Annotated in this window: 17 protein-coding genes; 7 read left to right on the top strand and 10 right to left on the bottom strand. The window is 73.2% G+C overall.

Going from position 1 to position 23,752, the window contains the following annotated elements:
- Positions 1 to 38: 38 nt before the first annotated feature.
- Complete coding sequence (locus IE180_RS28750; RefSeq protein ID WP_190159875.1) at positions 39 to 992, top strand: bifunctional riboflavin kinase/FAD synthetase; 954 nt, start codon at positions 39 to 41, stop codon at positions 990 to 992.
- A 637-nt stretch (positions 993 to 1,629) separates the two neighbouring features.
- On the opposite strand, the gene IE180_RS28755 is transcribed toward IE180_RS28750, so the two are convergent.
- The 8 genes from IE180_RS28755 to eccE form a co-directional block, all read right to left on the bottom strand.
- Complete coding sequence (locus IE180_RS28755; protein WP_190159876.1) at positions 1,630 to 2,592, bottom strand: ABC transporter ATP-binding protein; 963 nt, start codon at positions 2,590 to 2,592, stop codon at positions 1,630 to 1,632.
- On the bottom strand, positions 2,589 to 3,554 hold the full coding sequence (locus tag IE180_RS28760) for an ABC transporter ATP-binding protein (RefSeq protein WP_190159877.1): 966 nt from the start codon (positions 3,552 to 3,554) through the stop codon (positions 2,589 to 2,591). The genes IE180_RS28755 and IE180_RS28760 overlap by 4 nt, the downstream gene beginning before the upstream one ends.
- Positions 3,551 to 4,447, bottom strand: a complete 897-nt coding sequence (locus IE180_RS28765; RefSeq protein ID WP_190159878.1) for an ABC transporter permease — start codon at positions 4,445 to 4,447, stop codon at positions 3,551 to 3,553. Before IE180_RS28765 ends, IE180_RS28760 begins: the two co-directional genes overlap by 4 nt.
- Positions 4,444 to 5,505 (bottom strand): ABC transporter permease, encoded by a 1,062-nt coding sequence (locus IE180_RS28770; protein WP_190159879.1) that lies wholly within the window; start codon positions 5,503 to 5,505, stop codon positions 4,444 to 4,446. Before IE180_RS28770 ends, IE180_RS28765 begins: the two co-directional genes overlap by 4 nt.
- A gap of 3 nt (positions 5,506 to 5,508) precedes the next feature.
- Positions 5,509 to 7,341, bottom strand: a complete 1,833-nt coding sequence (locus tag IE180_RS28775; RefSeq protein ID WP_190159902.1) for an ABC transporter substrate-binding protein — start codon at positions 7,339 to 7,341, stop codon at positions 5,509 to 5,511.
- Positions 7,342 to 7,533: 192 nt separating this feature from the next.
- Positions 7,534 to 10,863, bottom strand: coding sequence for an SCO5717 family growth-regulating ATPase (locus IE180_RS28780; protein ID WP_229860994.1), 3,330 nt, complete (start codon positions 10,861 to 10,863; stop codon positions 7,534 to 7,536).
- A gap of 227 nt (positions 10,864 to 11,090) precedes the next feature.
- Positions 11,091 to 11,864, bottom strand: coding sequence for a hypothetical protein (locus tag IE180_RS28785; RefSeq protein WP_190159880.1), 774 nt, complete (start codon positions 11,862 to 11,864; stop codon positions 11,091 to 11,093).
- Positions 11,864 to 13,168, bottom strand: coding sequence for a type VII secretion protein EccE (gene eccE / locus IE180_RS28790; protein WP_190159881.1), 1,305 nt, complete (start codon positions 13,166 to 13,168; stop codon positions 11,864 to 11,866). The genes IE180_RS28785 and eccE overlap by 1 nt, the downstream gene beginning before the upstream one ends.
- A gap of 191 nt (positions 13,169 to 13,359) precedes the next feature.
- On the opposite strand from eccE, the gene eccB reads away from it, so the two are divergent.
- From eccB to IE180_RS28810, 4 genes are all read left to right on the top strand, one after another.
- Positions 13,360 to 14,907, top strand: a complete 1,548-nt coding sequence (gene eccB / locus IE180_RS28795; RefSeq protein ID WP_190159882.1) for a type VII secretion protein EccB — start codon at positions 13,360 to 13,362, stop codon at positions 14,905 to 14,907.
- 12 nt (positions 14,908 to 14,919) lie between these two features.
- Complete coding sequence (gene mycP / locus IE180_RS28800; RefSeq protein WP_190159883.1) at positions 14,920 to 16,194, top strand: type VII secretion-associated serine protease mycosin; 1,275 nt, start codon at positions 14,920 to 14,922, stop codon at positions 16,192 to 16,194.
- Positions 16,195 to 16,384: 190 nt separating this feature from the next.
- On the top strand, positions 16,385 to 16,735 hold the full coding sequence (locus IE180_RS28805; protein WP_190159884.1) for a WXG100 family type VII secretion target: 351 nt from the start codon (positions 16,385 to 16,387) through the stop codon (positions 16,733 to 16,735).
- Between the two features lie 53 nt (positions 16,736 to 16,788).
- Entirely contained in the window at positions 16,789 to 17,079 is a 291-nt protein-coding gene (locus tag IE180_RS28810) for a WXG100 family type VII secretion target (protein ID WP_123455690.1), read from the top strand.
- Between the two features lie 79 nt (positions 17,080 to 17,158).
- Here the strand turns inward: IE180_RS28810 and IE180_RS28815 are convergent, their stop codons facing one another.
- Both IE180_RS28815 and eccCa read right to left on the bottom strand, forming a co-directional pair.
- A complete protein-coding gene (locus tag IE180_RS28815) occupies positions 17,159 to 17,443 on the bottom strand; it encodes a DUF397 domain-containing protein (protein ID WP_190159885.1) in 285 nt (94 codons plus the stop codon).
- Positions 17,444 to 17,525: 82 nt separating this feature from the next.
- Positions 17,526 to 21,479 (bottom strand): type VII secretion protein EccCa, encoded by a 3,954-nt coding sequence (gene eccCa, locus IE180_RS28820; RefSeq protein ID WP_190159886.1) that lies wholly within the window; start codon positions 21,477 to 21,479, stop codon positions 17,526 to 17,528.
- Between the two features lie 226 nt (positions 21,480 to 21,705).
- On the opposite strand from eccCa, the gene eccD reads away from it, so the two are divergent.
- Together eccD and rpsO are read left to right on the top strand one after the other, a co-directional pair.
- The gene (gene eccD / locus IE180_RS28825) at positions 21,706 to 23,178 is read left to right on the top strand and encodes a type VII secretion integral membrane protein EccD (RefSeq protein ID WP_190159887.1); all 1,473 of its coding nucleotides are present in this window, start codon (positions 21,706 to 21,708) and stop codon (positions 23,176 to 23,178) included.
- Between the two features lie 190 nt (positions 23,179 to 23,368).
- Complete coding sequence (rpsO, locus tag IE180_RS28830; RefSeq protein ID WP_015036567.1) at positions 23,369 to 23,659, top strand: 30S ribosomal protein S15; 291 nt, start codon at positions 23,369 to 23,371, stop codon at positions 23,657 to 23,659.
- The last annotated feature ends 93 nt before the right edge of the window (positions 23,660 to 23,752 follow it).

Here is a 23,752-nt window from a genome sequence, read left to right on the forward strand (position 1 = left end):
GGCGAACAGGGCGAACAGGCGGACGAGGAGCGGTCACAGTGCAGCGCTGGCGTGGCTTGGAGGACATTCCCCAGGACTGGGGACGCAGCGTCGTCACCATCGGCTCCTACGACGGGGTGCACCGCGGACACCAGCTGATCATCGGGCGTGCCGTCGAGCGCGCCCGGGAGCTGGGCGTCCCCTCCGTCGTCGTCACCTTCGACCCGCACCCCTCGGAGGTCGTGCGCCCCGGCAGCCACCCGCCGCTGCTCGCCCCGCACCACCGGCGCGCGGAGCTGATCGAGGAACTCGGCGTCGACGCCGTGCTGGTGCTGCCGTTCACCGCCGAGTTCTCCCAGCTGTCCCCGGCCGACTTCATCGTCAAGGTGCTCGTCGACAAGCTGCACGCGAAGGCCGTCATCGAGGGCCCCAACTTCCGCTTCGGACACCGGGCCGCCGGCAACGTCGAGTTCCTGACCGAGCTCGGCGCCACCTACGACTACGAGGTCGAGGTCATCGACCTGTACGTCAGCGGGGCCGCCGGCGGCGGCCAGCCCTTCTCCTCCACCCTCACCCGCCGCCTCGTCGCCGAGGGCGACATGGTGGGGGCCGCCGAGATCCTCGGGCGCCCGCACCGGGTCGAGGGCGTCGTCGTCCGCGGCGCGCAGCGCGGCCGCGAGCTCGGCTTCCCGACGGCCAACGTCGAGACCCTGCCGCACACGGCGATCCCGGCGGACGGCGTCTACGCGGGCTGGCTGACGGCGGCGGGGGAGCGGATGCCGGCGGCGATCTCGGTCGGTACGAACCCGCAGTTCGACGGGACGGAGCGGACGGTCGAGGCGTACGCGATCGACCGCGAGGGGCTCGACCTGTACGGGCTGCACGTGGCCGTGGACTTCCTGGCGTACGTGCGGGGCATGCTCAAGTTCGACACGCTGGACGATCTGCTGCAGGCGATGGCGGGGGACGTGAAGCGCTGCCGCGAGCTGACGGAGGAGTACGACCGGGGCTGACCCCCGCCCCCCCGCGGGCCCACGCCCGTGTGGGGCGGTGCCCCCGCTCGTACGGCCCCGCGCCCGGCGGGGCGGCGCCCCCTCGTACGGGCCGCGCCCGGCGGGACGGCGCCCCTCCCGCACCTCCGTGTGGGACCCACGCCCGGCTGGGCGATGCCCCGCCCACCCCCTGTGTGGAGCCCGCGCCCTGATGGGCGATGCCCCGGCCCACCTCCGTGTGGAGCCCGCGCCCTGATGGGCGATGCCCCGGCCCACCTCCGTGTGGGGCCCGCGCCCGGCTGGGCGATGCCCCGGCCCACCCGCCGTGTGGGCAATCGTCCCGCAGGGCGGGACGGGTGGGCACACGGGACGGCGCCCTCCAGCGGCGCCTCCGCGTTCCGCGCCCCGACCCGCACCACGCGTGCGCTGTACCTGCCGGTGCGGGTTCAGGCACGGGAGCCTCGGGCGCCGGCAAGGGCGCCGTTCCGTTGTGCCCACCCGTTCCGCCCCAGCGGAACGACTGCCCACAACGGGGCGGGCGCCGCCCCGGCTGACGCCCGCAACGGGGGCGTGAGGGCGTCGGCCCGGTGGGCGCGGGGCGCCGCCCCGGTGGGTGCGCCCGCGGCGAGGCGGGGTGCCGTGGCCGGCGCCGGGGCGTTCAGGACGTCGTCGCCCAGTGGCAGGCCACCGCCCGCCCCCCACCGCCCCCCAGGACCGGCAGCTCCTCCCCCCGGCAGCGGTCCGCCACCGCCGTCGCCTCGCCGGAGGCGAGGAGCTGGCAGCGGGCGTGGAAGCGGCAGCCCGACGGGATGCGGGAGGGGTCCGGCGGCTCGCCGGTGAGGATCACGGGCGCGCCCTCCGACTCCGGCAGGACCGACAGCAGGGCCCGCGTGTAGGGGTGTCGGGGGTTCGTCAGGACCGACTCCACCGGTCCCGTCTCCACCACCCGGCCCAGGTACATCACCGCGACCCGGTCCGCGATGTTCCACGCGAGGCCCAGATCGTGCGTCACCACGAGCGCGGACAGGCCCAGTTCGTCGCGGAGCCGCAGCAGCAGTGCCAGGATCTCGCCCCGTACGGACGCGTCCAGGGACGCCACCGGCTCGTCGGCGACGATGAGTTCGGGTTCCAGGACGAGCGCGCCCGCGATGACCACGCGCTGCCGCTGGCCGCCGGACAGCTCGTGGGGGTACCGGAGGAAGAACCGTTCCGGGGGGCGGAGGCCCGCCCGCGCGAGGGCCCCGGCGACGGCCGCCCGCTCGTCCCCCGCGTACCCGTGGATCCGCAGCCCCTCCGCCACCGCGTCGTACACGGTGTGCCGGGGGTTCAGCGAACCGCTCGGGTCCTGGAGGACCAGCTGCGCCCGCTTCCGGTAGGCCCTGAGCGCCCCGGAGGAGTACGCGAGCGGCTGCCCGTCGAAGGCGACCGCCCCCGACGTGGGCCGGACCAGGCCGAGCAGGGAGCGGGCGAGCGTCGTCTTGCCGCAGCCGGACTCGCCGACCAGGGCGACGATCTCCCCGGCGCCGATGTCCAGGTCCACGCCGTCCACGGCCCGCGCGGGCGGCGCGCCCCGCCGCCCCGGGAAGGTGACGTGCAGTCCGCGCGCCGACAGGAGGCTCATGACGTGCTCCCCACGTGTACGCAGGCGGCCCGGCGCCCCGCGCCGGCCTCCCGCAGTTCCTGGTCGTGCTCCGCGCAGGCGTCCACCGCCACCGGGCAGCGCGGATGGAAGGTGCAGCCGCCGGGCAGGTCGGCCGGGTCCGGCGGGTCGCCGGGCAGGCCGCGCGGCGCCCGCCGGGACGCGGGGTCGCCGATGCGGGGGAACGCCGAGGACAGCGCCCGCCCGTACGGGTGCGAGGCCGCTTCGTACACCGTCCGCGCGGGCCCTTCCTCGACGACCCGGCCCGCGTACATCACGGCGAGCCGGTCGCAGGTGTCGGCGAGGACCGCCAGGTCGTGACTGATCATCAGGAGGCTGATGGACTGCTCGGCGACGAGCCGTTCGATCAGTCGCAGGATCTGCGCCTGGATCATCACGTCGAGCGCGGTCGTCGGCTCGTCGGCGACGATCAGCCGGGGGTCGCAGGCGAGCGCCATCGCGATCATCACGCGCTGCCGCTGCCCGCCGGACAGCTCGTGGGGGTAGGCGGCGGCCCGGGCCGCAGGGAGCCCGACGTGTTCGAGCAGCTCGCCGACCCGTGCGCGGGCCGCCGCCGGGGTCGCCCGGCCGTGCACGAGCAGCGGCTCGGCGATCTGGTCCCCGATCCGGTGCACCGCGTTCAGCGAGTGCATCGCGCCCTGGAAGACGATCGACGCGCCCGCCCAGCGCACGGCCCGCAACCGTCCCCACGACATGGCGAGGACGTCGTCGCCGTCGAGCAGGATCTCGCCCTCGATCCGCGCCGAGGCCGGAAGGAGCCGCAGCAGCGCGAGCGCCAGTGTGGACTTGCCGCAGCCCGACTCGCCGGCCACGCCCAGCTTGGTGCCCGGCTCCAGGGTCAGGTCGACCCCGCGCACGGCGGGCACGGCGGTCGCGCCGGAGCCGTACGTCACCCGCAGGTCCCGCACTTCCAGGAGGCTCATCGCCCCACCCCCAGCTTCGGGTTCAGCACGGATTCCACGGCCCGGCCGCACAGCGTGAACGCGAGCGCGACCAGGGCGATCGCGATCCCGGGCGGGGCCAGGTACCACCAGTGCCCGGAGGAGACGGCGCCCGCCTCCCGGGCGTCCTGGAGCATCCCGCCCCACGACACCACCGTCGGGTCGCCGAGGCCGAGGAAGGCGAGGGTGGCCTCGGTGAGGATGGCCGTCGAGATGCCGAGGGTGGTCTGCGCGAGCACCAGCGGCATCACGTTCGGCAGCACGTGCCGGGTCATGACGTGCCGGTGGCCGCCGCCGAGCGCGGTCGCCCGCTCGATGTAGGGGCGGGACTCCACCGCGATGGTCTGCGCCCGCACCAGTCGGGCGGTGGTGGGCCAGGAGGTCACGCCGATCGCCAGGACCACCGTCCACATCGACCGGGACATGACGGTGGCGAGGACGATCGCGAGCACCAGCGTCGGCATCACCAGGAACCAGTCGGTGATCCGCATGACGACGGTCGAGAACCAGCCGCCGTAGTGCCCGGCGATGATGCCCACCAGGGTTCCGATGGCGACCGAGAGGGCCGCCGCGAGCAGGCCGACGAGCAGTGAGATCCGGGCGCCCCAGATCAGCAGTCCGAGCAGCGAGCGCCCGAACTGGTCGGTGCCGAGCGGGAACTCGGCGCTCGGCGGCTCCAGGGCCGTGCCCGGCGCCTCCGTCACCGACTGGACGTCGGAGCCGACGATCAGCGGGGCGGCGAGCGCCAGCAGGGCGATCAGGGCGAGGCCGGCGAGGCCGTGAAGACCGGCCCGGTGCGTGCGGTAGCCGCGCCAGAAGCGGGCCACCGTGTGCCGTCGGCGTTCCCATGCGAGAGAAGTCGTCGGAGAGGTCATCGGCCCACCCGGGGGTCGAGCAGCGGATAGAGCAGGTCGGCGATCAGGTTCATCAGGATCATCGCTCCGGCGAAGACCACGAACAGGCCCTGTACCAGCGGCAGATCGGGCACGCTCAGCGCCTGGTAGAAGAGGCCGCCGAGCCCCGGCCAGGAGAACACCGTCTCCACCAGGATCGAACCGGCCGCCACGTGGCCCAGGTTGATGAAGATCATCGTGACGGTCGGCAGGAGCGCGTTCGGCACGGCGTGCCGGCGGCGCACGGCGTCGTCCCGCAGCCCCTTCGCCCGCGCCGTCGTCAGGTAGTCGCCGCCCATCTCGTCGAGCAGCGAGGAGCGCATCACGAGCAGGGTCTGCGCGTAGCCGACCGCGACGAGCGTGACCACGGGCAGCACCAGGTGGTGGGCGACGTCCAGGGCGTACGCGAAACCGGTCTCGCCCGTACCCGACTCCATGCCGCCGGTCGGGAAGAGCCCCGGGACCGGCCCCATGCCCACCGAGAAGACGATGATGAGGAGCAGTCCGAGCCAGAAGGAGGGCACCGACCACAGGGTCAGCGCGATCCCGGTGTTCAGCCTGTCGCCGAGGCCGCCGTGCCGCCAGGCCGAGCGGGTGCCCAGCCACAGGCCGAGCGCCGAGTAGATCACCACGGCGACCCCGGTGAGCAGCAGGGTCGCGGGGAGCTTCTCCGCGATGAGGTCCCCGACGGGGGCGCGGAACTGGAACGAGGTGCCGAGGTCGCCGCTCAGCGCCTTGGCGCAGTAGTCGGCGAACTGCTGCCACAGCGGCAGGTCGAGCCCGAACTGGCGTCTCAGCGTGGCGAGTTGTTCGGCCGAGGTGGGGACTCCGTGGGTCATCGCCTTCACCGGGTCACCGGGGATGACCCGGAAGAGGAAGAAGCTGGTGACCAGGACGGCGAAGAGCGAGACGAGCGCGCCGCCCAGCTTCCCCGCCGCGTGGCGGAGGTAGCCGAGGGAGGAACCGGTGCGGGGGGCGCCGTCCGTGGCGCGGGCCTTCTCGGCCCGCGCCACGTCGGCGGGGGTGCTTGCCGTCGTCACGTCCTACTCGCGGTCGTCGGCGGTGGAGCGGCGGCGCAGGCCGAGGAAGGCGCCGAGGCCGAGCACGACCACCACGGCCGCGCCGATGCCGATGACGACCCCGGCGGACGAGCCGCCGCCGGAGTCCTCGGCCCGGGCGGTGGGCACGGCCGACCACCAGCTCCAGTAGCCGTCCTGGCCCCACAGGTTCCCGGCGGCCTCGGGCATGGTCGTGATGGACCTGATCTGGTCCGTGCGGTACGCCTCCAGGGCGTTCGGGTAGGCCATGACGTTCATGTACCCCGTGTCGTACAGCCGGGACTGCATCCGCTTCACCAGATCCGCCCGCTTGGCGGCGTCGTACTCCACCGCCTGCTGCGCGTAGAGCCCGTCGAACTCCTTGTCGCAGATGAAGTTGTCGGTGGCGCCGGAGTCCTTCGGGGTGGCCGGGAGCGTGCCGCAGGTGTGGATGGAGAGGACGTAGTCCGGGTCGGGGTTGACCGACCAGCCGTCGAAGGCGAGGTCGTAGTCGCCCTTGGCCCAGGGGTCGGAGACGCTGTCCAGGCACTCGACCTTCAAACCGATGCCGAGCTTGCCCCACCACTCCTGGAGGTACTTGCCGACCGCCTTGTCGTTCGGGTCGGTGGCGTGACACAGGATGCGGAGGTCCAGCGGCTTCCCGTCCTTGCCGAGCCGCTTGCCGGCGGCGTTCTTCCGGTATCCGGCGGCGTCGAGGACCTGCGCGGCCCGGGCCGGGTCGTACGCCCGCTTCTGCGCGCCCTCCGGCTTCCAGAAGTACGGGCCGAAGCGCGGCGGGATGTACCCCTCGCCCTCGACGGCGTGGCCCTGGAAGACCTTGTCGACGAGGGTGGCGCGGTCGACGGCGAGGAAGAGCGCCTTGCGGACCTCGGGGTCGAGCAGCGCCTTGTGCCCGTTGCCGAAGGCCTTCCCGTCCCGGGCCTTGGCGCCGGGGTTGGTGGCGAGGGCGTAGAAGCGGCGGCCGGGGGCGTCGTTGACCTTGATGTTCTTCTGGGTCTTCAGGGCGGCCGCCTGGGCGGGCGTCAGGTTCGGCACGAAGGACACCTCGCCCTTCTGCAGGGCGGCGACGGCGGCGTCCCCGTCCTTGTAGTACTTGAAGACCAGTTCGTCGAACTTGGGGGCGCCCCGCCAGAACCTCTTGTTCGGCTTGAGCTTGACGTACTGGTCGACCTTGAAGTCCGTGATGACGAAGGGGCCGTTCCCGACGATCGGGAACTCCTTGTCGTTGTTGAACTTCGAGAAGTCGGTGACCTTCTCCCAGACGTGCTTCGGCACGATCGGCACGTCGAGGGCCGTCATCGTCGCCTGGGGCTTCTTCAGCCGGATGACGAGCGTCTCCGGGTCGGGGGCGGTGACCTGTGCGAAGTTCGCGGTGAAGCTGCCGTTGGCGGTGGCGGCGTCCGGGTCGGTCATCATCTTGTCGAAGGTCCAGGCCGCGTCCTCGGCGGTGGCCCGCTGCCCGTCCGACCAGGTCGAGTCCTTGCGGATCGTGTACGTCCACGTCAGCTTGTCGGGCGAGGACTTCCAGGAGGTCGCCAGGCCCGGGATGGTGTGGGCGTCCTTCGGGTCGTAGTTCGTGAGGTACTCGTACGCCAGCCGGTGGATGCTGGTCGAGGTGAGCTTCTGGGCCAGGAACGGGCTCAGCGAGTCGATGCTCTGCGAGACGGCGACCGTGAGGGTGGTGCCGCCGGACTTCCCGTCCTCCGCCTGCGCGGGGCCGGGAGCGACGACGAGGGAGCCTGCGGCGAGGCCGGTGGCGAGCAGCAGTCGGAGGGCTCTGCGGGCGGGGGCGGGGCGGGGTGGAACCTTCGTGACCATGACCATGGGACGTGACCTCGCGTCGGAGTTACTGTCGTGGATCTTGGGCTGACGATGGGTGAAGCGAAGGTGTATCAGCGGTGGTCTGCCGTCGTCAACGATCCCTCAAACCCCTTGTGGACTGCGGGAACGCCATGAGGCTCCGTATCGGTGAGCCGATACGGAGCCTCATTGGTCTAATCCTGTGACGCCCTACTGCTGAGGGGCTGGCGGCGCCTGCGGAGGGCCCTGCGGGTCCGCCTGCGGGGGCAGCGGCTGCCCCGGCCGGCCCTCGTTCCCGTCCTGCGGCTGCTGCCAGGACTGCGGGACCCCCGGCTGCCCCGGCTGACCGGGCTGCGGCGGGTACGGGGCGCCGGCCTGGGGCCCGTACGGCTGACCGGGGACGGGCTGCCCGGGACCGAACTGACCCGGCATCGGGCCGGGCGCCTGGCCGGGCATCTGACCGGGCACCGGCTGTCCCGGCTGCGGGTAGGGCTGCTGACCGGCCGGGGGCTGCGGCGGGTACGGCTGACCGGGCTGCGGCGGCTGGGGCGCGTACGGCTGACCGGGGGCCGGCGGGCCGGGCGCGAACTGACCGGGCACCGGCTGACCGGGCGCCTGCCCCGGCATCTGCCCCGGCATCGGCTGACCGGGAGCCTGTCCCGGTGCGAACTGACCCGGCACCGGCCGGCCGTACTGCTCCGGCATCGGCTGGCCCGGCATCGGCTGGCCCGGCATCGGCGGGGCCATGTGCGGGGGCGCGGCGCCCTGGGCGTCCCCGGTCCACAGTCCCTGTGCCTGCTGCGCCCGTACGAAGTCCTCGGCCACCATCGCCGAGAGGTGGAAGTACGCCTCCCGGGTCTTCGGCCGCATCATGTCGAGGTCCACCTCGGCGCCGGCCGCCAGGTGCTCGTCGAAGGGCACGACCACGACACCGCGGCAGCGGGTCTGGAAGTGCTGCACGATGTCCTCGACCTTGATCATCTTTCCGGTCTCGCGGACTCCGGAGATGACCGTGATGGAGCGCTGCACCAGGTCCGCGTAGCCGTGCGCGGAGAGCCAGTCCAGCGTGGTCGAGGCGCTGGAGGCGCCGTCCACGGACGGCGTGGAGATGATGATCAGCTGATCGGCGAGGTCCAGGACCCCGCGCATGGCGCTGTACAGCAGCCCCGTGCCCGAGTCGGTGAGGATGATCGGGTACTGCTTGCCGAGGACGTCGATCGCGCGCCGGTAGTCCTCGTCGTTGAAGGTCGTCGAGACGGCCGGGTCCACGTCGTTGGCGAGGATCTCCAGGCCGGACGGCGCCTGCGAGGTGAACCGGCGGATGTCCATGTACGAGTTGAGGTACGGGATCGCCTGCACCAGGTCGCGGATGGTCGCCCCGGTCTCGCGCCGCACCCGGCGGCCCAGCGTGCCGGCGTCCGGGTTGGCGTCGATCGCCAGGATCTTGTCCTGCCGCTCGGTGGCGAGGGTCGCGCCGAGCGCGGTGGTCGTCGTGGTCTTGCCGACACCGCCCTTGAGCGAGATGACCGCGATCCGGTAGCAGGAGAGGACCGGCGTGCGGATCAGGTCCAGCTTCCGCTGCCGCTCCGCCTCCTCCTTCTTGCCGCCGATCTTGAAGCGGTTGGCGGCGCCCGGGTTGCGGCTGGACTTGGGCTTCTGCTTGTTGTTGCGGAGCAGCCGGTCGGAGGAGAGCTCGACGGCCGCGTTGTAGCCGAGCGGGGCGCCCGGCACGGACCGCTCCCGCTGGTCGTGCGTCACCGGCGAGGGCCAGGCGGCGCCGGTCCGCGGGTCCACCGGCGGCTGACCGCCGTACGACGGCTGCGGGGCCTGCGCCGCCTGCGGGGGTACGGCTCCGGGGTGCGGGTAGCCGTAGCCGCCCGGCGCCTGCGCCTGCGGCGGGACACCGCCGGGCGCTCCGGGCTGCTGCGGGTAGCCGTAACCGGCCTGCTGGGGAGGCGTCCCGGGCTGCGGGAAGCCGTAACCGCCCTGGGGCGCCGGGGGCTGGGGGGCCTGCGGCGGCTGCGGGGCCTGCGGATAGCCGTAGGCGCCGGGCGCCTGGGGCTGGGCCTGCGGCGGTACGGGGCCGGACGCGGCCGCCTCGGGGGCGGGCCAGGCGGCGGTGGGCGGCAGCGGCGCGGCCGGCGGCACCGGCTGGGCGCCGGGGGCGGGCTGCGCGGGCCACTGCTGCGCGGGCTCGGGGGCGGCCGGCTGGAAGGACGGGGGCAGCGGCGGCAGCCCGGCCCCGGCCTGCGGGCCCCCGGCGGGGTACGGAGCGGGGTACGGGGTGCCGGGGAAGGGCCCCGGAGCGCCGCCGGGCTGCTGCGCGGCGGCGCCGTACGGGCCGGGGGCCGTGCCGGGGCCGAAGCCCTGCGGCGCGTCGGCGGCCGGCTGCGCGGCCGGGAGGGGACCGGCGCCGGGAGCGGGCGGGTCGGCCGGGAGGGCCGCGCCGGTCTCCGGGGCGGCGCCGGTGGCGGCACCTGTCTCGGCGTCCGACTCGGTGCGCGGCTCCGTTGCCGTCTCCGTGGCCGCCTCCGTCTCCGCGACGGGTGCGGCCGGCTCGTCCTCCGGGCTCGCGTCGTCGTCGGCCTCGGCCGACTTCGCGCCGTCCGAGGCGTCCGAGACGTCCGTCGGGGCGTCGTCCACAGCGGCGCCGTCGGTGCTCGAAGGGCCGTCCGCGGCCTCGGCGGCGGCCTCGCTCTCCGCCGCGTCCGGGGCGGCGACCGCACCGGACGCGACGGGGGAGTCCTGGGCGGCGTCCGTCGCACCGTCGGACCCGGCGGCGTCCGTCGCTTCGCCGGTGGCGGGCGCCGCGGAGCCTGCGGGGCTCTCCGCGCCCTCCGCCGTCCGCTCCGCGATCTCACGCTGGAGGGCGGCGGGGGAGAACCGCACGGTGGAGCCGCTCTCGACGTCCCCGCCCCCGAACGGGGCCGCGGGCGCGGGCGTCACCGGCGCGGGCGCCGGGACGGAAGGCGCGGCGTCGGGCGACGGAGCGGCATCGGGCGACGGCGCGGCGTCGGGCTGCGGTGCGGCGCCCGGTGCCGGCGCGCCGAAGGGCGCCTCCGCCGTCGGCTGCCCCGGCACCGGCGCGCCGGGCGGGAACGCCGGCGAGGGAACACCGGCCGCAGGGGTGCCGGGACCGGGCGTGACGGGAACCGGCGCGGCGGCCGCGGGCGCACCCGGCGCGCCGTACGGGGGAACCCCCGCCGGAGGCATCGCACCGCCCGGCTGCACAGGGGCGGGGGCGACGGGCGCGACCGGCTCGCCCCCCGGTGCGGGAGCGGGAACCGCCGGCGGTGCGACGTTCCAGCTGGGTTCGAAGCCGCTGCCCGCCGGGAGGCCCGGCAGGGCGATCGGCGCTCCGCTCGGCGGCGGGGGAGTGGCACCGCCCGCCCCCGTACCGCCCGACGCGTTCTGCGTGTACCAGGCGGGCGGGGTGTAGTCGATGGTGAACTCACCCGTCATCTCGGCGGGATCCGCGTCGGACTGATCGTCGGCGGGTGGATTCCAACCCCCGTGGATCTCGTCGCGATCGCCGTTCACTTTGCCTCCTGGTGTGGTCGAGCACCCTTGTGCCGTTGTGGGCGGGGCCCTTCCACCCTAAACGTCGCGGGGCGCGCCGGGGCAGGGCCGACGACCCCTCCGCGCCCGCCTCCGCGACCCGGTCCGGGCCCCAAGTGACCCGGCCGCGCCGCAGAGTGAGAACCCCCACCGTTCAAAACGATGCAAAAACGGACGTACTTGAACGGCCCGTGTCATGAGGTCGCCGCTCAGTCCATCCGGCGGGCGCCGCCCAACAATCCGGTCTCGGCGTCCGTCGCCTGGGTCATCACGAACTGGCGGTCGCCCGGCGTGCACCAGAGGGTCACCCCGTCGGCGAGCGTGGACAGCGCCTCGTACTCGTTCCGGGGCAGGTTCATGATGCGGCCGATCTGCGCCGCCTCGTCCGGGGACACCCGCTGGACGCCGACCAGGGAGGACTTCTCCAGGAGCCGGGGCGCGACCGGGCTCAGATAGGGCAGCAGCGTCACCACGGACTGCCAGGGCGCCGACACGACGCGGCCGCGCGGCGGCCGCATGCCGCAGTCGCGCACCACGACCACCGGACTGCCCGCCGACGCGCCCTGCGGCGGCACCCGGCCCACGTCGTGCAGCGTGATGCACGGCTGCCCGCCGCCCGCGGCCTGCGCCAGCGCCGTCCACGCCTGGGCGCGGCCGGTCTCGACCGCCACCCGGGCACCGGTCGCGGCCGCGCGCAGGGCCAGGACCTGCGCGGTCCACAGACCGCCGATGAGGGTGACGTCGTACGGGACGGGCCGGTTGATGCCGAGCACGGCCGGACGGCCCTCGGCGTCCACGCCGATCACCATGCCGTCGTCGCCGACCGGCAGGGCCAGCGCCTCCAGCTGTTCCAGGGGCACGGAGTGCCGGTCGCGGCGCGGCCCGACGAGCCCGAAGCCGAACCGGGGACGGGAGACCCGCCCCGTACGCCGGGCGGCAGACGCGCCCGGGGACGGTGACGTACCGAAGGAGGCGGTGGACATCAGCGCGCACCCCCCAGCGGGAGCGTCGCCAGGATGCCGGGCACCTGTTCCCGGTCGAGCCGGACGAGTCCCGTCTTCACCCCGCGCGCCGCGCGCTCCAGCTCGTGCCGCGCGGCCACCAGTTCCTCGTCACTGCGTCCGGTGATCCGCACGTGCCCGGTCACCGTCACCTCCTGCCGGTCCCCGCCGCTCAGCGTCAGGCTGAACGTCGTCGCGAGCGCGGGCAGCGAGGTCAGCAGGGCCACCAGCTGCGGCATCGACGCGCCCGCGCCGCCGTTCCGCCCGCCCAACTGGGGCCAGCGCCCCACCCAGTACGTCGTGTGCCGCCGGTCGTCCACCCGCCAGGTCCGCGCGGTCTCCTGGGTCCGGCGCCCCTGCGCCTGGCCCCGGCCCGCCTGCGCGATCGCCATCGGACTGGCGCAGCTCGACGTGGCGAGCGCCGAGGTCAGCTCCTGCTCCGTCAGCACGTCCGCCCGGAACCCGGCGCCGGCGAGCCGGCTCGCCAGCTGGTCCGCCGCGCGCACCACGCACTTCTGGGCGCCGGTCATGCCGCCGCCGCGCGCGGCGACCGCCTCCGGGCAGAGCTCGGGGTCGAGCTTGAGCGCGATCCAGGTGATGCGCACCGCGGGCGAACCCGTCTGCGCCTGGAGCGGCCCGTAGTTGCGGGCGGCCATCGACTGCGCGGGCAGGTGCGGGGCGGGCGCCGGCTGCGTGTGCTGCACGATCTGCGCCGACTCCAGCCGGATGCCGTCCACGCTCAGCACGTCCCGGACGAGCCCGACGGGCAGCGGCTTCGCCGCGCGGTCCGGGCGCAGCGCCGTGCCGTCCGACTCGACCCGCAGGACGGCGGTCAGAAAGGTGCCGTCGCCGACCATCCCGACGGGGCGCCGGTCGCGGTCGCTGTACGTGTAGGTCCGCAGTGCCGGATCGCACTCCACGAGCGGTGCGAATCCCGGCTCGGTGTCCTCCGGCACCGTGAGCGAGGCGGCCCGGCGCGAACGGGCGCGCAGGGCGAGGAAGGTGCCGAGCCACTCGGGCAGCGAGCGCCGGTGCCGGCGCACCACGGCGAGCAGGACGAGCACGACGGCGATCACGCCGGCGGGGACGAGCAGCATCGGCTCGACGACCCAGGCGAGGAGCAGCAGCGCCGCCGCCACCTCGATCAGTACGAGCTGTTGCAATCGGAACGAACCGAAGTGTCCGGGACGCGCCTGGAGCCGCGGCGAGACCGCGGGGGCGGGGCCCGCGGACGGGGGTGTGGAGGCAGCGGCCGCGACGGGCCGCCTCCGCCTCGCGGAAGCCATGATGGAGAATCCCCCTCAATTCGTCCCGATGACCCTGGCCCGCCAGGGCTTTGGCGGCCGGATCACCCTACCCGCCCCACGAACCCCACGGGACAGCAGGCATAGTAGGGGGCCGGTCCGAAGGCCGGGGCCCGGGTGTCACCACCCCGGGGACCCCGCGCGAAGATCGCGCCTGACGAGAATGGGGACTCATGGCATCGCGGCGGGACGAGCTCAACGCGTACACCTTTGCGAAGAAGCGCACGGTGGCGGCATTCCTCCAACCCTCGCCCTCCGGCACGGAGGAGGGGGCGCCGAAGCCGCTGAAGGCGATCGTCCCCGGCATGATCGTCGCCGCGCTCGTCGTCGCCGGATTCGGCGCCTGGGGCATGTTCAGTCCCACCGCCCCCAAGGGCTGGGACGTCCCCGGCACCCGGGTCATCATCGGCAAGCAGTCGACCACCCGGTACGTCGTCCTCGAGACCGGCAAGGGCAAGGACAAGAAGACCCTGCTCCACCCCGTCCTCAACCTCGCCTCCGCCCGACTGCTGCTCGACCCCGACCAGTTCCAGGTCATCCAGGTCGACGACAAGAAGCTCGACGAGGGCAAGCCGCCGCGCGGACCCATCCTCGGCATCCCGTACGCCCCCGACCGGCTGCCCGCCCCGGACGACGCGGGCACGGAGAAGCGGTGGGCCGTCTGCGAGCAGCCCGGCGGCGGCAAGGGCGCCAGCGTCCAGAAGGCCACCTTCCTCTTCGCCAAGCGCGACGCCGGCCGGACCGAGGGCGACGGCAAGCTGGAGAACGGGGAGGTCCTGTACGTCAAGGGACAGAAGGGGAACGCCCAGTTCCTCGTCGACCACACCGGCACCAAGTACCCGGTGAAGGCCGACCGGCCCGGGCTCCTCACCGCCCTCGTCGGCCTCGGCAAGGAGCCGCAGCCCGTCACCGACGACTGGCTCGCCACCCTGAAGACCGGCGACGAGATCGACTTCCCGCACATCGACGGGACCGTCGGAGCCGCCACCGACATCCCCGACAGCAACCTCAACGGGACCGAGAACCGCGTCGGCCTGGTCCTCCTCGCGCAGACCGGTTCCGGCCCCCAGTACTACGTGGTGCTGCCGGGCAAGGTCCAGCCCGTCACCCCCTTCACGGCCTGGCTGATCATCAACTCCCCGGAGACGAGGAACCTCGACATGGACGGCGAGGCCACCGCGGTCGACGCCTCCTCCTTCGTCCCGGACCCCACCGTCTTCCACGCCGGCGCCCGCTGGCCCACGCTCAGGTCCAAGCCGCCGGTCAACGCCGCCACCGGCGAAGGCGCCCGCGACACCGTCTGCAACGTCCTCACCGACGTCGACGAGAAGGGCGACACCACGCTCACCACCTGGGTCGGCACCGACTACCCCGCCGACATCACCGCCGGCGGCACCAGCACGTACGTCACCCCCGGCACCGGCCTGCTCTACACGCAGGTCCAGGGCAGGCAGAAGACGCCCGACGGCTCCCTCTTCCTCGTCACCGACACCGGCCTGCGGTACGCCGTCCAGGCCAACGGAGACAGCGACTCGGCCCGCTCCGAGATCGGCGCCGGCGAACAGAAGCAGACCGACGGACGGCCGGAACCCAGCGACGCCCAGAAGCGTCTCGGCTACGAGAAGGTCGCGCCGGTCCTCGTCCCGATCGAATGGTCGGAGTTCCTCTCGAAGGGCCCCCGGCTCGACACCAACAGCGCGCGTCAGCCGCAGGGTTCCTAGGGGGTGTCACCGGTGACGACGACGTACCGCGCGGCCGCCCTGCTCGCCGCGGGCACCCTCACGGCCCTGCTGGCCGCCCCCGCCGCGGCCGCCGCTCCGCCGCGCCAGGGAGCACTGCCCCACGACGGCCCGGGCCTCGACGGCAGCGGCGAGTGCACCTTCCCGATGAAGAAGCAGATCGAGGGCGTCCCCTGGCCGCTCCAGCGGGTCCTCCTCGACGAGCTGTGGCAGGACACCAGGGGCAAGGGCGTCCGGGTCGCGGTCATCGACACCGGGGTCGACGACGTCAACCCGCAGCTGCGCGCCGCCGTCGACGCCAGGTCGGGCAAGGACTTCCTCAAGCCCGACAAGGACAACCCCTCCGTCGGGGACGAGAAGCGCGGCAAGACCGACGGCACCGTCGACGAGGTCGGCCACGGCACCAAGGTCGCCGGCATCATCGCCGCCCGCTCCCGCAAGGGCACCGGCTTCGTCGGCCTCGCGCCCGAGGCCACGATCATCCCGATCCGGCAGAACGACGAGAAGAACAGCGGCAAGTCCGACACCATGGCGCAGGCGATCACCTACGCCGTCGACAAGGCCGGCGCCGACGTCATCAACATCTCGCAGGACACCACCCAGCCGTTGGGCCCCGACTCGCCCATGGCCAAGGCCGTGGCCCACGCGATCGAGAAGAACGTCGTCGTCGTCGCCTCCGCCGGCAACGACGGCATGGACGGAAAGCCGAAGAAGACCTACCCCGCCGCCTTCCCCGGCGTCCTCGCCGTCGCCTCCTCCGACCGGAACAACGAACGCGCCGCCTTCTCCCAGTCCGGCCCCATGGTGGGCGTCGCCGCGCCCGGCGTGGACATCGTCTCCACCGTCCCGGGCGGCGGCCAGTGCGTCGACAACGGCACCAGCTTCTCCGCCCCGTACGTCGCCGGCGTCGCCGCCCTGCTCCGCGCCAAGTACCCGAAGTGGAGCGCGGCCCAGATCGTCGCCCGGATCGAGCAGACCGCCGTCCGCTCGGTCAACGGGCGCGACGACCACGTCGGTTGGGGCGTGGTCGACCCGGTCGGAGCGCTCGCCGACCTCCCCGGGGTGCCTGCCTCCTCGCCCGTGCCCGACCCGGGCCCGCCCAAGCCGCCGGCCCCCGAGCCGGCCCGGCTGACGCTGTCGGAGACGCCCCAGGAGCGCTCCGAACGGCTCGCCACCTACGCGTTGGGGATCGGAGGTGTCCTGGTGGCCGTGGTCGCCGGGACGGCCACCGTGATCCGCGACAGCCGCCGCAGGAGGGAGGCCCGGTGACGCGCGTATCGGTCAAGTATCGGGTCCTTCCTTTGCAGTTGGAACTGCCGCCGTCAATGGCTACAGTGACCGCTGGGGGCACGGCAGTGCGAACCCAGCACGGGGGCGGCATCAGAAGATTCCCGTCCGCATCACGACCGGATGGCCCGACGGCCGGTCCGTCGCAGCCACCGAAGGAAGAAGGGGCAAGATGTCGAAAGACCTGAACGTAACCAGTGCCGAACAGATCAAGCTCGCCGGCCGGATCCAGGACTTCTCCGACGAGCTCCAGTCCCGCATCACCTCCCTCAACAGCGTGGTGGACCGCGTCCAGGCGGGCTGGCAGGGTGCTGCGAGCAAGGAGTACGACCGGGTCCAGAACGACCTGAACCAGCGTCTGCGCAGCATGCGCGCCGAGCTCTCGAAGCTCGAGGAGATCATGCGGATGAGCGCCGACGGCTTCTCGCGCGAGGAGGAGGACCGCATGCGGTCCTTCCGTCAGATGGACAGCGGCTCCGGCGGCGGCGCCTCCGGCGGCCAGAGCGCCATCCTCGGCGTCTGAGCCGTCCGAACCGACCAGCCCTCCGCGCCACTCTCACTTCAGGAGTCATCACCATGACCACTGCGGTCAATTACGACACCGTGACGCAGGCGGCGGCCGACACCCGGCTGACCTCCACCACGCTCACCCAGAAGCTCGACGACCTCATGGCCGAGGTCAACCGCGTCGCCTCCAACTGGGAAGGCGAGGCGAAGATCGCCTACCGCGAGAGCCAGGACCGCCTGACCCGCGACATGGCCGGCATGAACCAGGACCTGGCGCGCATCGCCCAGCTCCTCGACGAGTCGGTCGCGGGCTACCAGGACACCGACAAGGGCAACGCGGCCCGCTTCCGCATGATGTGAGCCCGCGCTTGCCGTGAGACCCGGTGAACACGCGTGAGGGGGTGGCCCGTTCGACGGGCCACCCCCTCACGCGTGCGCCTCACCGCAGGTCGAACTCGCCGTCCCTGGCGCCCAGGACGAACGCGTCCCACTCGGCCTTCGTGTACCGCAGCACCGTGTCCCTGTCGAGCGACGAGCGCATCGCCACCGCGCCCTCGGGCAGCCGCGCGATCTCCACGCGCTCCTCGTCCGGGCTCGTCCCCGGCGCGCCCTGCCACTCCACGCCGGAGATGTCGAGCGCGTACAGCTCGTCCTTCTGACGCTGCTTCTCGGCGGCCAGGGCCGCGTCCGCGCTCTCGGCGGCGTTCTCGTGGACGTCGGTCATCGGCGCAATCCCTTCGCGGTGGTACGACGGTCCCTCCCACAGTAGTGGGAGGGACCGCTCCGCTCAGGGCCGTTTCGGGAGCTCAGTGCTGTTCGGGCAGCCAGCCCAGCTGCACCAGCGGCGTCCCGCGCTTGCGGGACACGAACGTGCCCCGGCCCGGAGGCATCGGCCGCGCCCGGACGCCGCCCAGGATGTCGCCCTCCTGCGGATCGCCGGAGAGCAGCACGCCCTGCGCGCCCAGCTCCCGCATCCGCTGCATGAACGGCTCGTACATCGCGCGGGAGGCGCCCGCCTGGTTGCGCGCCACGATGAACCGGATGCCGACGTCCCGCGCGAACGGCAGGTTCTCCACCAGAACAGCCAGCGGATTGCCCGAGTTGGTGGCCACCAGCTCGAAGTCGTCGATCAGGACGAACAGCTGCGGGCCCGACCACCAGCTGCGGTCGCGCAGCTGCTGCGGCGTGATGTCGGGCTTCGGCGCCCGCTTCGTCATCACCGTGTTGATCGCGTCCATGTGCATCTGCATGGCCGAGGCCATCGGCGCGTACTCCAGGAGGTGCGAGGGCGCCACGGCCTCCAGCATCGTCCGCCGGTAGTCGCCCACCACGATCCGCGCCTGCTCCGGCGAGTACCGCTCGCACAGCTGCTTGGCGATCAGCCGCAGCAGCGCCGTCTTGCCGGACTCGCTCTCGCCGAAGACCAGGAAGAACGGATCCGACTCGAAGTCGACGAACACCGGCTCCAGGTTCGTCTCGTCGATGCCGATCGCGATGCCGTGCTGCGGGTACTCGAAGCCCTTCGGCAGCTGCTCCGCCGGCAGTTTGCGCGGCAGCAGCCGCACCGCCGGCGCCGGGGCCCCGGTCCAGCTCGCCTTCACGGCCTGCACGAACGCCGACGTGCCCTCCGACAGGTCGGCGGCCGAGCTCGACCCGTCGATCCGCGGCAGCGCCCCCATGAAGTGCAGCTTCTCCGGGACCTGGCCACGGCCCGGCACCCCGGTCGGCACGTTCGCCGCGACCTTCCGGTCGAACTCGGAGTCCATGACGTCGCCGAGCCGCAGTTCGAGCCGGCCCAGCATCTGGTCCTTGAGCGCCGCCCGCACCTCCATGTACCGGGCGGCGGTGATCACCACGTGGATGCCGTAGCCCAGACCGCGCGCCGCGATGTCGGAGACGATCGGCTCCAGCATGTCGTAGTCGTTGCGGAAGGTTCCCCAGCCGTCCACGATCAGGAAGACGTCGCCCCAGGCCTCGCCCGGGAGCTCGCCCGCGGCCCGCTTGCGCCGGTAGGTCGCGATCGAGTCGATGGAGTGCGCGCGGAAGAACTCCTCCCGCCGGTTCAGGACGCCCATGACCTCCGCGACCGTCCGGCGCACCCGCTCCGGATCGAGCCGGGACGCCACCCCGCCGACGTGCGGCAGGTCGGCCAGCGCGATCATGCCGCCGCCGCCGAAGTCCAGGCAGTAGAACTGCACTTCGGCCGGGGTGTGGGTGAGCGCGAACGAGGAGATCAGCGTCCGCATGATCGTCGACTTGCCGGACTGCGGACCGCCGACCACCATCATGTGACCGGCCGCGCCCGAGAAGTCCCGGTACAGCACCTCGCGCCGCTGCTCGAACGGCTTGTCGATGAGGCCGAGCGGCACCGTGAGCCCGCCCTGACGCGTGTACTCCGTCGCCGTGAGCCCCCGGTCCGCCGTCTGCGCGAGCCCCGGGAGCAGCTGGTCCAGCGAGGGCGCCTGATCGAGCGGCGGCAGCCACACCTGGTGCGCCGGCACCCCCTGGCCCTCCAGGCGGCGCACGATCACGTCGAGGACCGTGTCCGCGAGGGCGTCGTCCTCCTCGTTGCGCCGCGCCGTCAGATAGGCCGGGTCGGGCGCCGCGTACACCACGGGCACCGGCGCCGCCGTGAACAGCGCGGGCCGCCGCTCCACCGGCAGCTGCCCGACCTCCAGGCGCGGCCCGCCCGTCCGGTACGTCCCCGACACGTACGCCGCCTTGAAGCGGGTCATCTCGTCCGTGCCGAACTTCAGGTAGCCCGAACCGGGCACCGACGGCAGGTGGTACGCGTCCGGCACGCCGATCGCCGTCCGCGACTCCGCCGCCGAGAAGGTCCGCAGACCGATCCGGTACGAGAGGTACGTGTCCAGGCCCCGCAGCTTGCCCTCCTCCAGGCGCTGCGAGGCGAGCAGCAGGTGCACGCCGAGCGAACGGCCGATGCGGCCGATCTGGATGAACATGTCGATGAAGTCGGGCTTGGCGGTGAGGAGTTCGGAGAACTCGTCGATCACCAGGACCAGCGAGGCCAGCGGCTCCAGCGGAGCACCCGCCGCCCGCGCCTTCTCGTAGTCGTGGATGTTCGCATAGTTGCCCGCCGAACGCAGCAGCTCCTGCCGCCGCTGGAGCTCGCCGCGGATCGCGTCGCCCATGCGGTCGACCAGCGTCAGGTCGTCCGCGAGGTTGGTGATGACCGCCGCCACGTGCGGCATCTGCGACATGCCCGCGAAGGTCGCGCCGCCCTTGAAGTCCGCGAGGACGAAGTTCAGCGTCTCCGAGGAGTGCGTCACCGCCAGGCCGAGCACCAGCGTGCGCAGCAGCTCCGACTTCCCGGAACCCGTCGCGCCGACGCACAGACCGTGCGGGCCCATGCCCTCCTGCGCCGCCTCCTTCAGGTCCAGCATGACCGGCTGGCCGTCCTCGCCGACACCGATCGGCACCCGGAGGCGTTCGGCCACCGACCGGGGCCGCCAGGTCCGTGACACGTCCACCGAGGCCGCGTCGCCCAGGTTCAGCAGGTCCGTGAAGTCCAGGTTGGCGAGCAGCGGCTCGTCGTCGTCCCCGCCGCCCGTCCGCAGCGGCGCCAGCTGCCGGGCCAGCGCCTCGGCCGCCGGCAGCGAGATGCCGTCCGGCAGCCCCTCGTACGCGTAGCCGCCGCCCGACTCCAGGCGCAGCCGGCCCGGCCGCACCACCACCGAGAGGCCACCGCGCGGCTCGTCGAGCTCACCGGAGACGACCTCCACGATCGTCACGCCCTGAAGCCCCTCGGGCGCCGCGAGCAGGGAGTCCGGCGGGACCATGCCGCCGTCCAGGACCACCACCACGTGCGGCTGGTCGAGCACCGGCTGGCTCTCCCGGGAGAACCGCGTCCGCCCCTCCAGCTTCGAGCGGACCAGCTGCTCCAGCTCGCCGAGGTCGTCGCCGAACAGGCGCTTCGTGCCCGCCCCGTCGACCTGCCCCGGCACCTGCGTGTGCGGCAGCCACTTCGTCCAGTCCCAGCGCTCCTGCGCCGGCCGCGCCGCCACCACGGCGAGCATCAGGTCCTCGGGGGAGTGCAGCGTCACCAGCTGCGCCACGAGCGCCCGCGCCGCCGCCTGCGCCGACTCCGGATCGCCCGACACCGTCACGTGGTAGAACGCCCGCATCGAGACCGCCATCGGCAGCCCGTCCAACGTGCCGTGCACCGCCAGGAACTGCTGCATCGCACCCGCGCACAGCGGCTCCAGCTCGTCCACCGGGGCCGTGTCCGGCGCCACCAGGGGAGTCGCCAACTGCTGCGCCCCGAGGCCGATCCGCGCCTGCCCGAAGTCGTGGTCGCCGACCCGGCGCTCCCACACCCGGGAACCCTCGGCCACCACCGACCACAACTGCTCGGGGGCGGGGTGCAGATACAGCTGCGCGTCCCGCTGCTTGCGCGCCGTGCGCCGGACCGTACGCCGGGTCTGCGCGAGGTATTTGAGGTAGTCACGGCGGACATCGGCCATTTGCCCCTGCGTACCGCGACGGAATCTGACGAACTGGGCGATGGCCATTCCGACCGTCGACGCCAGCATCAGCGAGCCCATGATCCGCATGATCGGCGACGGCGTCATGAAGAAGAAGACGACCGAGGAACCCATGCCGAGCATCGGCAGGAGCTGCATCAACGCCGACTCCTGCTGTCCCCGCGGAAGTTCCGGCGGAGGCTCCAGGACCAGCTCCTCACCGGGCACTTCCGGAGGAAGGGACCTCGGCGGGCGTTTGACGACGATCTGGCTCACCGGCGCATCAATCCCTCGTTGGAGGCGGGCTCGTGGCGGGAGCATCCGCACGCCACCCCTGTCGGCAGCCGAGCGCGCGGACTTCCCCCATGGGACGGCGATCCTACTTGCAGCCCCCACCGGCCGTCCCCGGTAGGGTGGCGCGCGCATCGTGCGCAACCGCGAATCAGAACGGCCGCGACCGCGAACCGGACGGACGCAACCGCGAATCAGGGGGTCCACACACGTGAGTACGACCGCAGCGACCGGCTTCTGCCGCGTCACCGTCGTGGCGCCGGACAGCCGCATCGACGTCGCGCTCCCCGAGGACATCGCCGTCGCCGACGTCTACCCGGAGATCCTGCGCCTCACCGGCCAGACCCAGGCGCCCGGCACCCCGACCGGCTACCACCTGGTCCGCCGCGACGGATCCGTCCTGGACGGCGCCCGCACCCTCGCCGCCCAGCAGGTCCTCGACGGAGAGGTGCTCTCGCTGCGGCCCTTCGCCCAGTCCCTCCCGCCGGCCGTCTACGACGACGTCTCCGACGCCGTCGCCTCCGCCGTCACCCGGGACCGGCACCTGTGGAGCGACGAGCTGCTGCGCGGCGCCGGACTCCTCGGCGGGGTGCTGCTCCTCGTCCTCATGGGCTTCGTCCTGTGGTTCGCCGACCCGGTCCGCCACGACATGCACAGCCTCCCCGGGATCATCGCGGGCGCCGCAGGCCTCCTGCTCACCGCCTTCGCCGGCGTCCGCGCCCGCGTCTACGCGGACCGGGCCACCGCCGTCGCCCTCGGACTCGGCGCCCTGCCGCTGCTCCTCATCGCCGGCTCCGGCATCATCGCCGCCGACGCCGGCCAGGGCCCCGGCCGCCTGCAGTTCCTGCTCGGCTCCGTCACCGTCCTCGTGGCCTCCGTGGCCCTCGTCGCGCTCACCCCCAGCGGAGACGCCCCCTTCGTCGCCGCCACCTTCCTCGCCGGCGTCGGCACCCTCGCCACCTTCCTGATGATCCTCACGGAGGCCACCGCCACCGACGCGGCCGCCACCTGCGCCCCCGTCGCCATCGGCCTGGTCGCCTTCCTGCCCGGCCTCTCCGCCCGCTTCGCCCGCCTCCCCATCGGCTACGCCGCCCCGCGCAGCGCCGCCGACGACGACTTCTCCGCCGACCCGCAGCAGGGCGAGGAGGCGCAGCCCGTCGACGGCGAGCGCATCGCGCTCCAGGCCCGCCGCGGCCACGAGATGCTCCTCGGCCTGGTCGGCGGCTGCGCGGCCGTCGTCGTCGGCTCCGCCGCGGTCCTCGGCTTCGCCGGCAACGTCTGGGGCCAGCTCCTCGCCCTCGCCGCCGGCCTCGCGATGCTGCTGCGCGCCCGCCTCTTCCGGTACACCTCGCAGGTCGCCTGCGTCCTCGTCGCCGGCATCGCCGCCATCGCGCTGCTCGTCCTCGGCCTCTCCCTCAACCCGCCGGCCGACCTGGTCAAGGACCTCCTCATGTACGGGGACCGCGGCGGCCTCGACGTCCGGACGATCTGGCTCACCGCCGCCGTCGCCGCCGGCGCCGCGCTGATCACCGCGATCGGCCTGATCATCCCGAAGAAGGGCCTCTCGCCCTTCTGGGGCCGTCTCCTCGACCTCGCCGAGGGCTTCGTCCTGCTCTCCCTCGTCCCGCTCTGCCTCGCGGTCCTCGACGTCTTCACCCGGGTCCGCTCCCTCACCAGCAAGTAGGAGGGCGGTACGGGAGCGCTCGGTCGAGCTGGTACGCTGTGTGACGGCCGTTTGTGTACGCGCTCCCGGAAGCCTTCCCAGGCCCTGGAAGCTGCGCCCATCGGACCTTCGCCCGTCGAGTCACGGAAGCTTCCCCTGAGAAATGGACCAGGGGCACTCGCGGGCGCGCGAACACCAAGAGGAGATCCGCGTGGCTCTCGACGCCGCTGTCAAGAAGCAGATCATGGCCGAGTTCGGCACCAAGGAGGGCGACACCGGCTCCCCCGAGGTCCAGGTCGCGATGCTGTCCCGTCGCATCTCGGACCTGACCGAGCACCTCAAGCAGCACAAGCACGACCACCACTCCCGTCGTGGTCTGCTGATCCTGGTCGGCCAGCGCCGCCGCCTGCTGCAGTACCTGGCGAAGAAGGACATCCAGCGCTTCCGTACGCTGGTCGACCGCCTCGGCATCCGCCGCGGTGCGGCCGGCGGCGCCAAGTAAGACGCCATGAGGGAGCGGTTCCCACTTTCAGGGGGCCGCTCCCTTTGCCGTACGTGCGCAAAGTGCGCATCGGCACTTAGTCTGGTCGCACAA

The sequence above is a fragment of the Streptomyces litmocidini genome (assembly GCF_014649755.1).
Taxonomy (GTDB): Bacteria; Actinomycetota; Actinomycetes; order Streptomycetales; family Streptomycetaceae; genus Streptomyces; species Streptomyces litmocidini.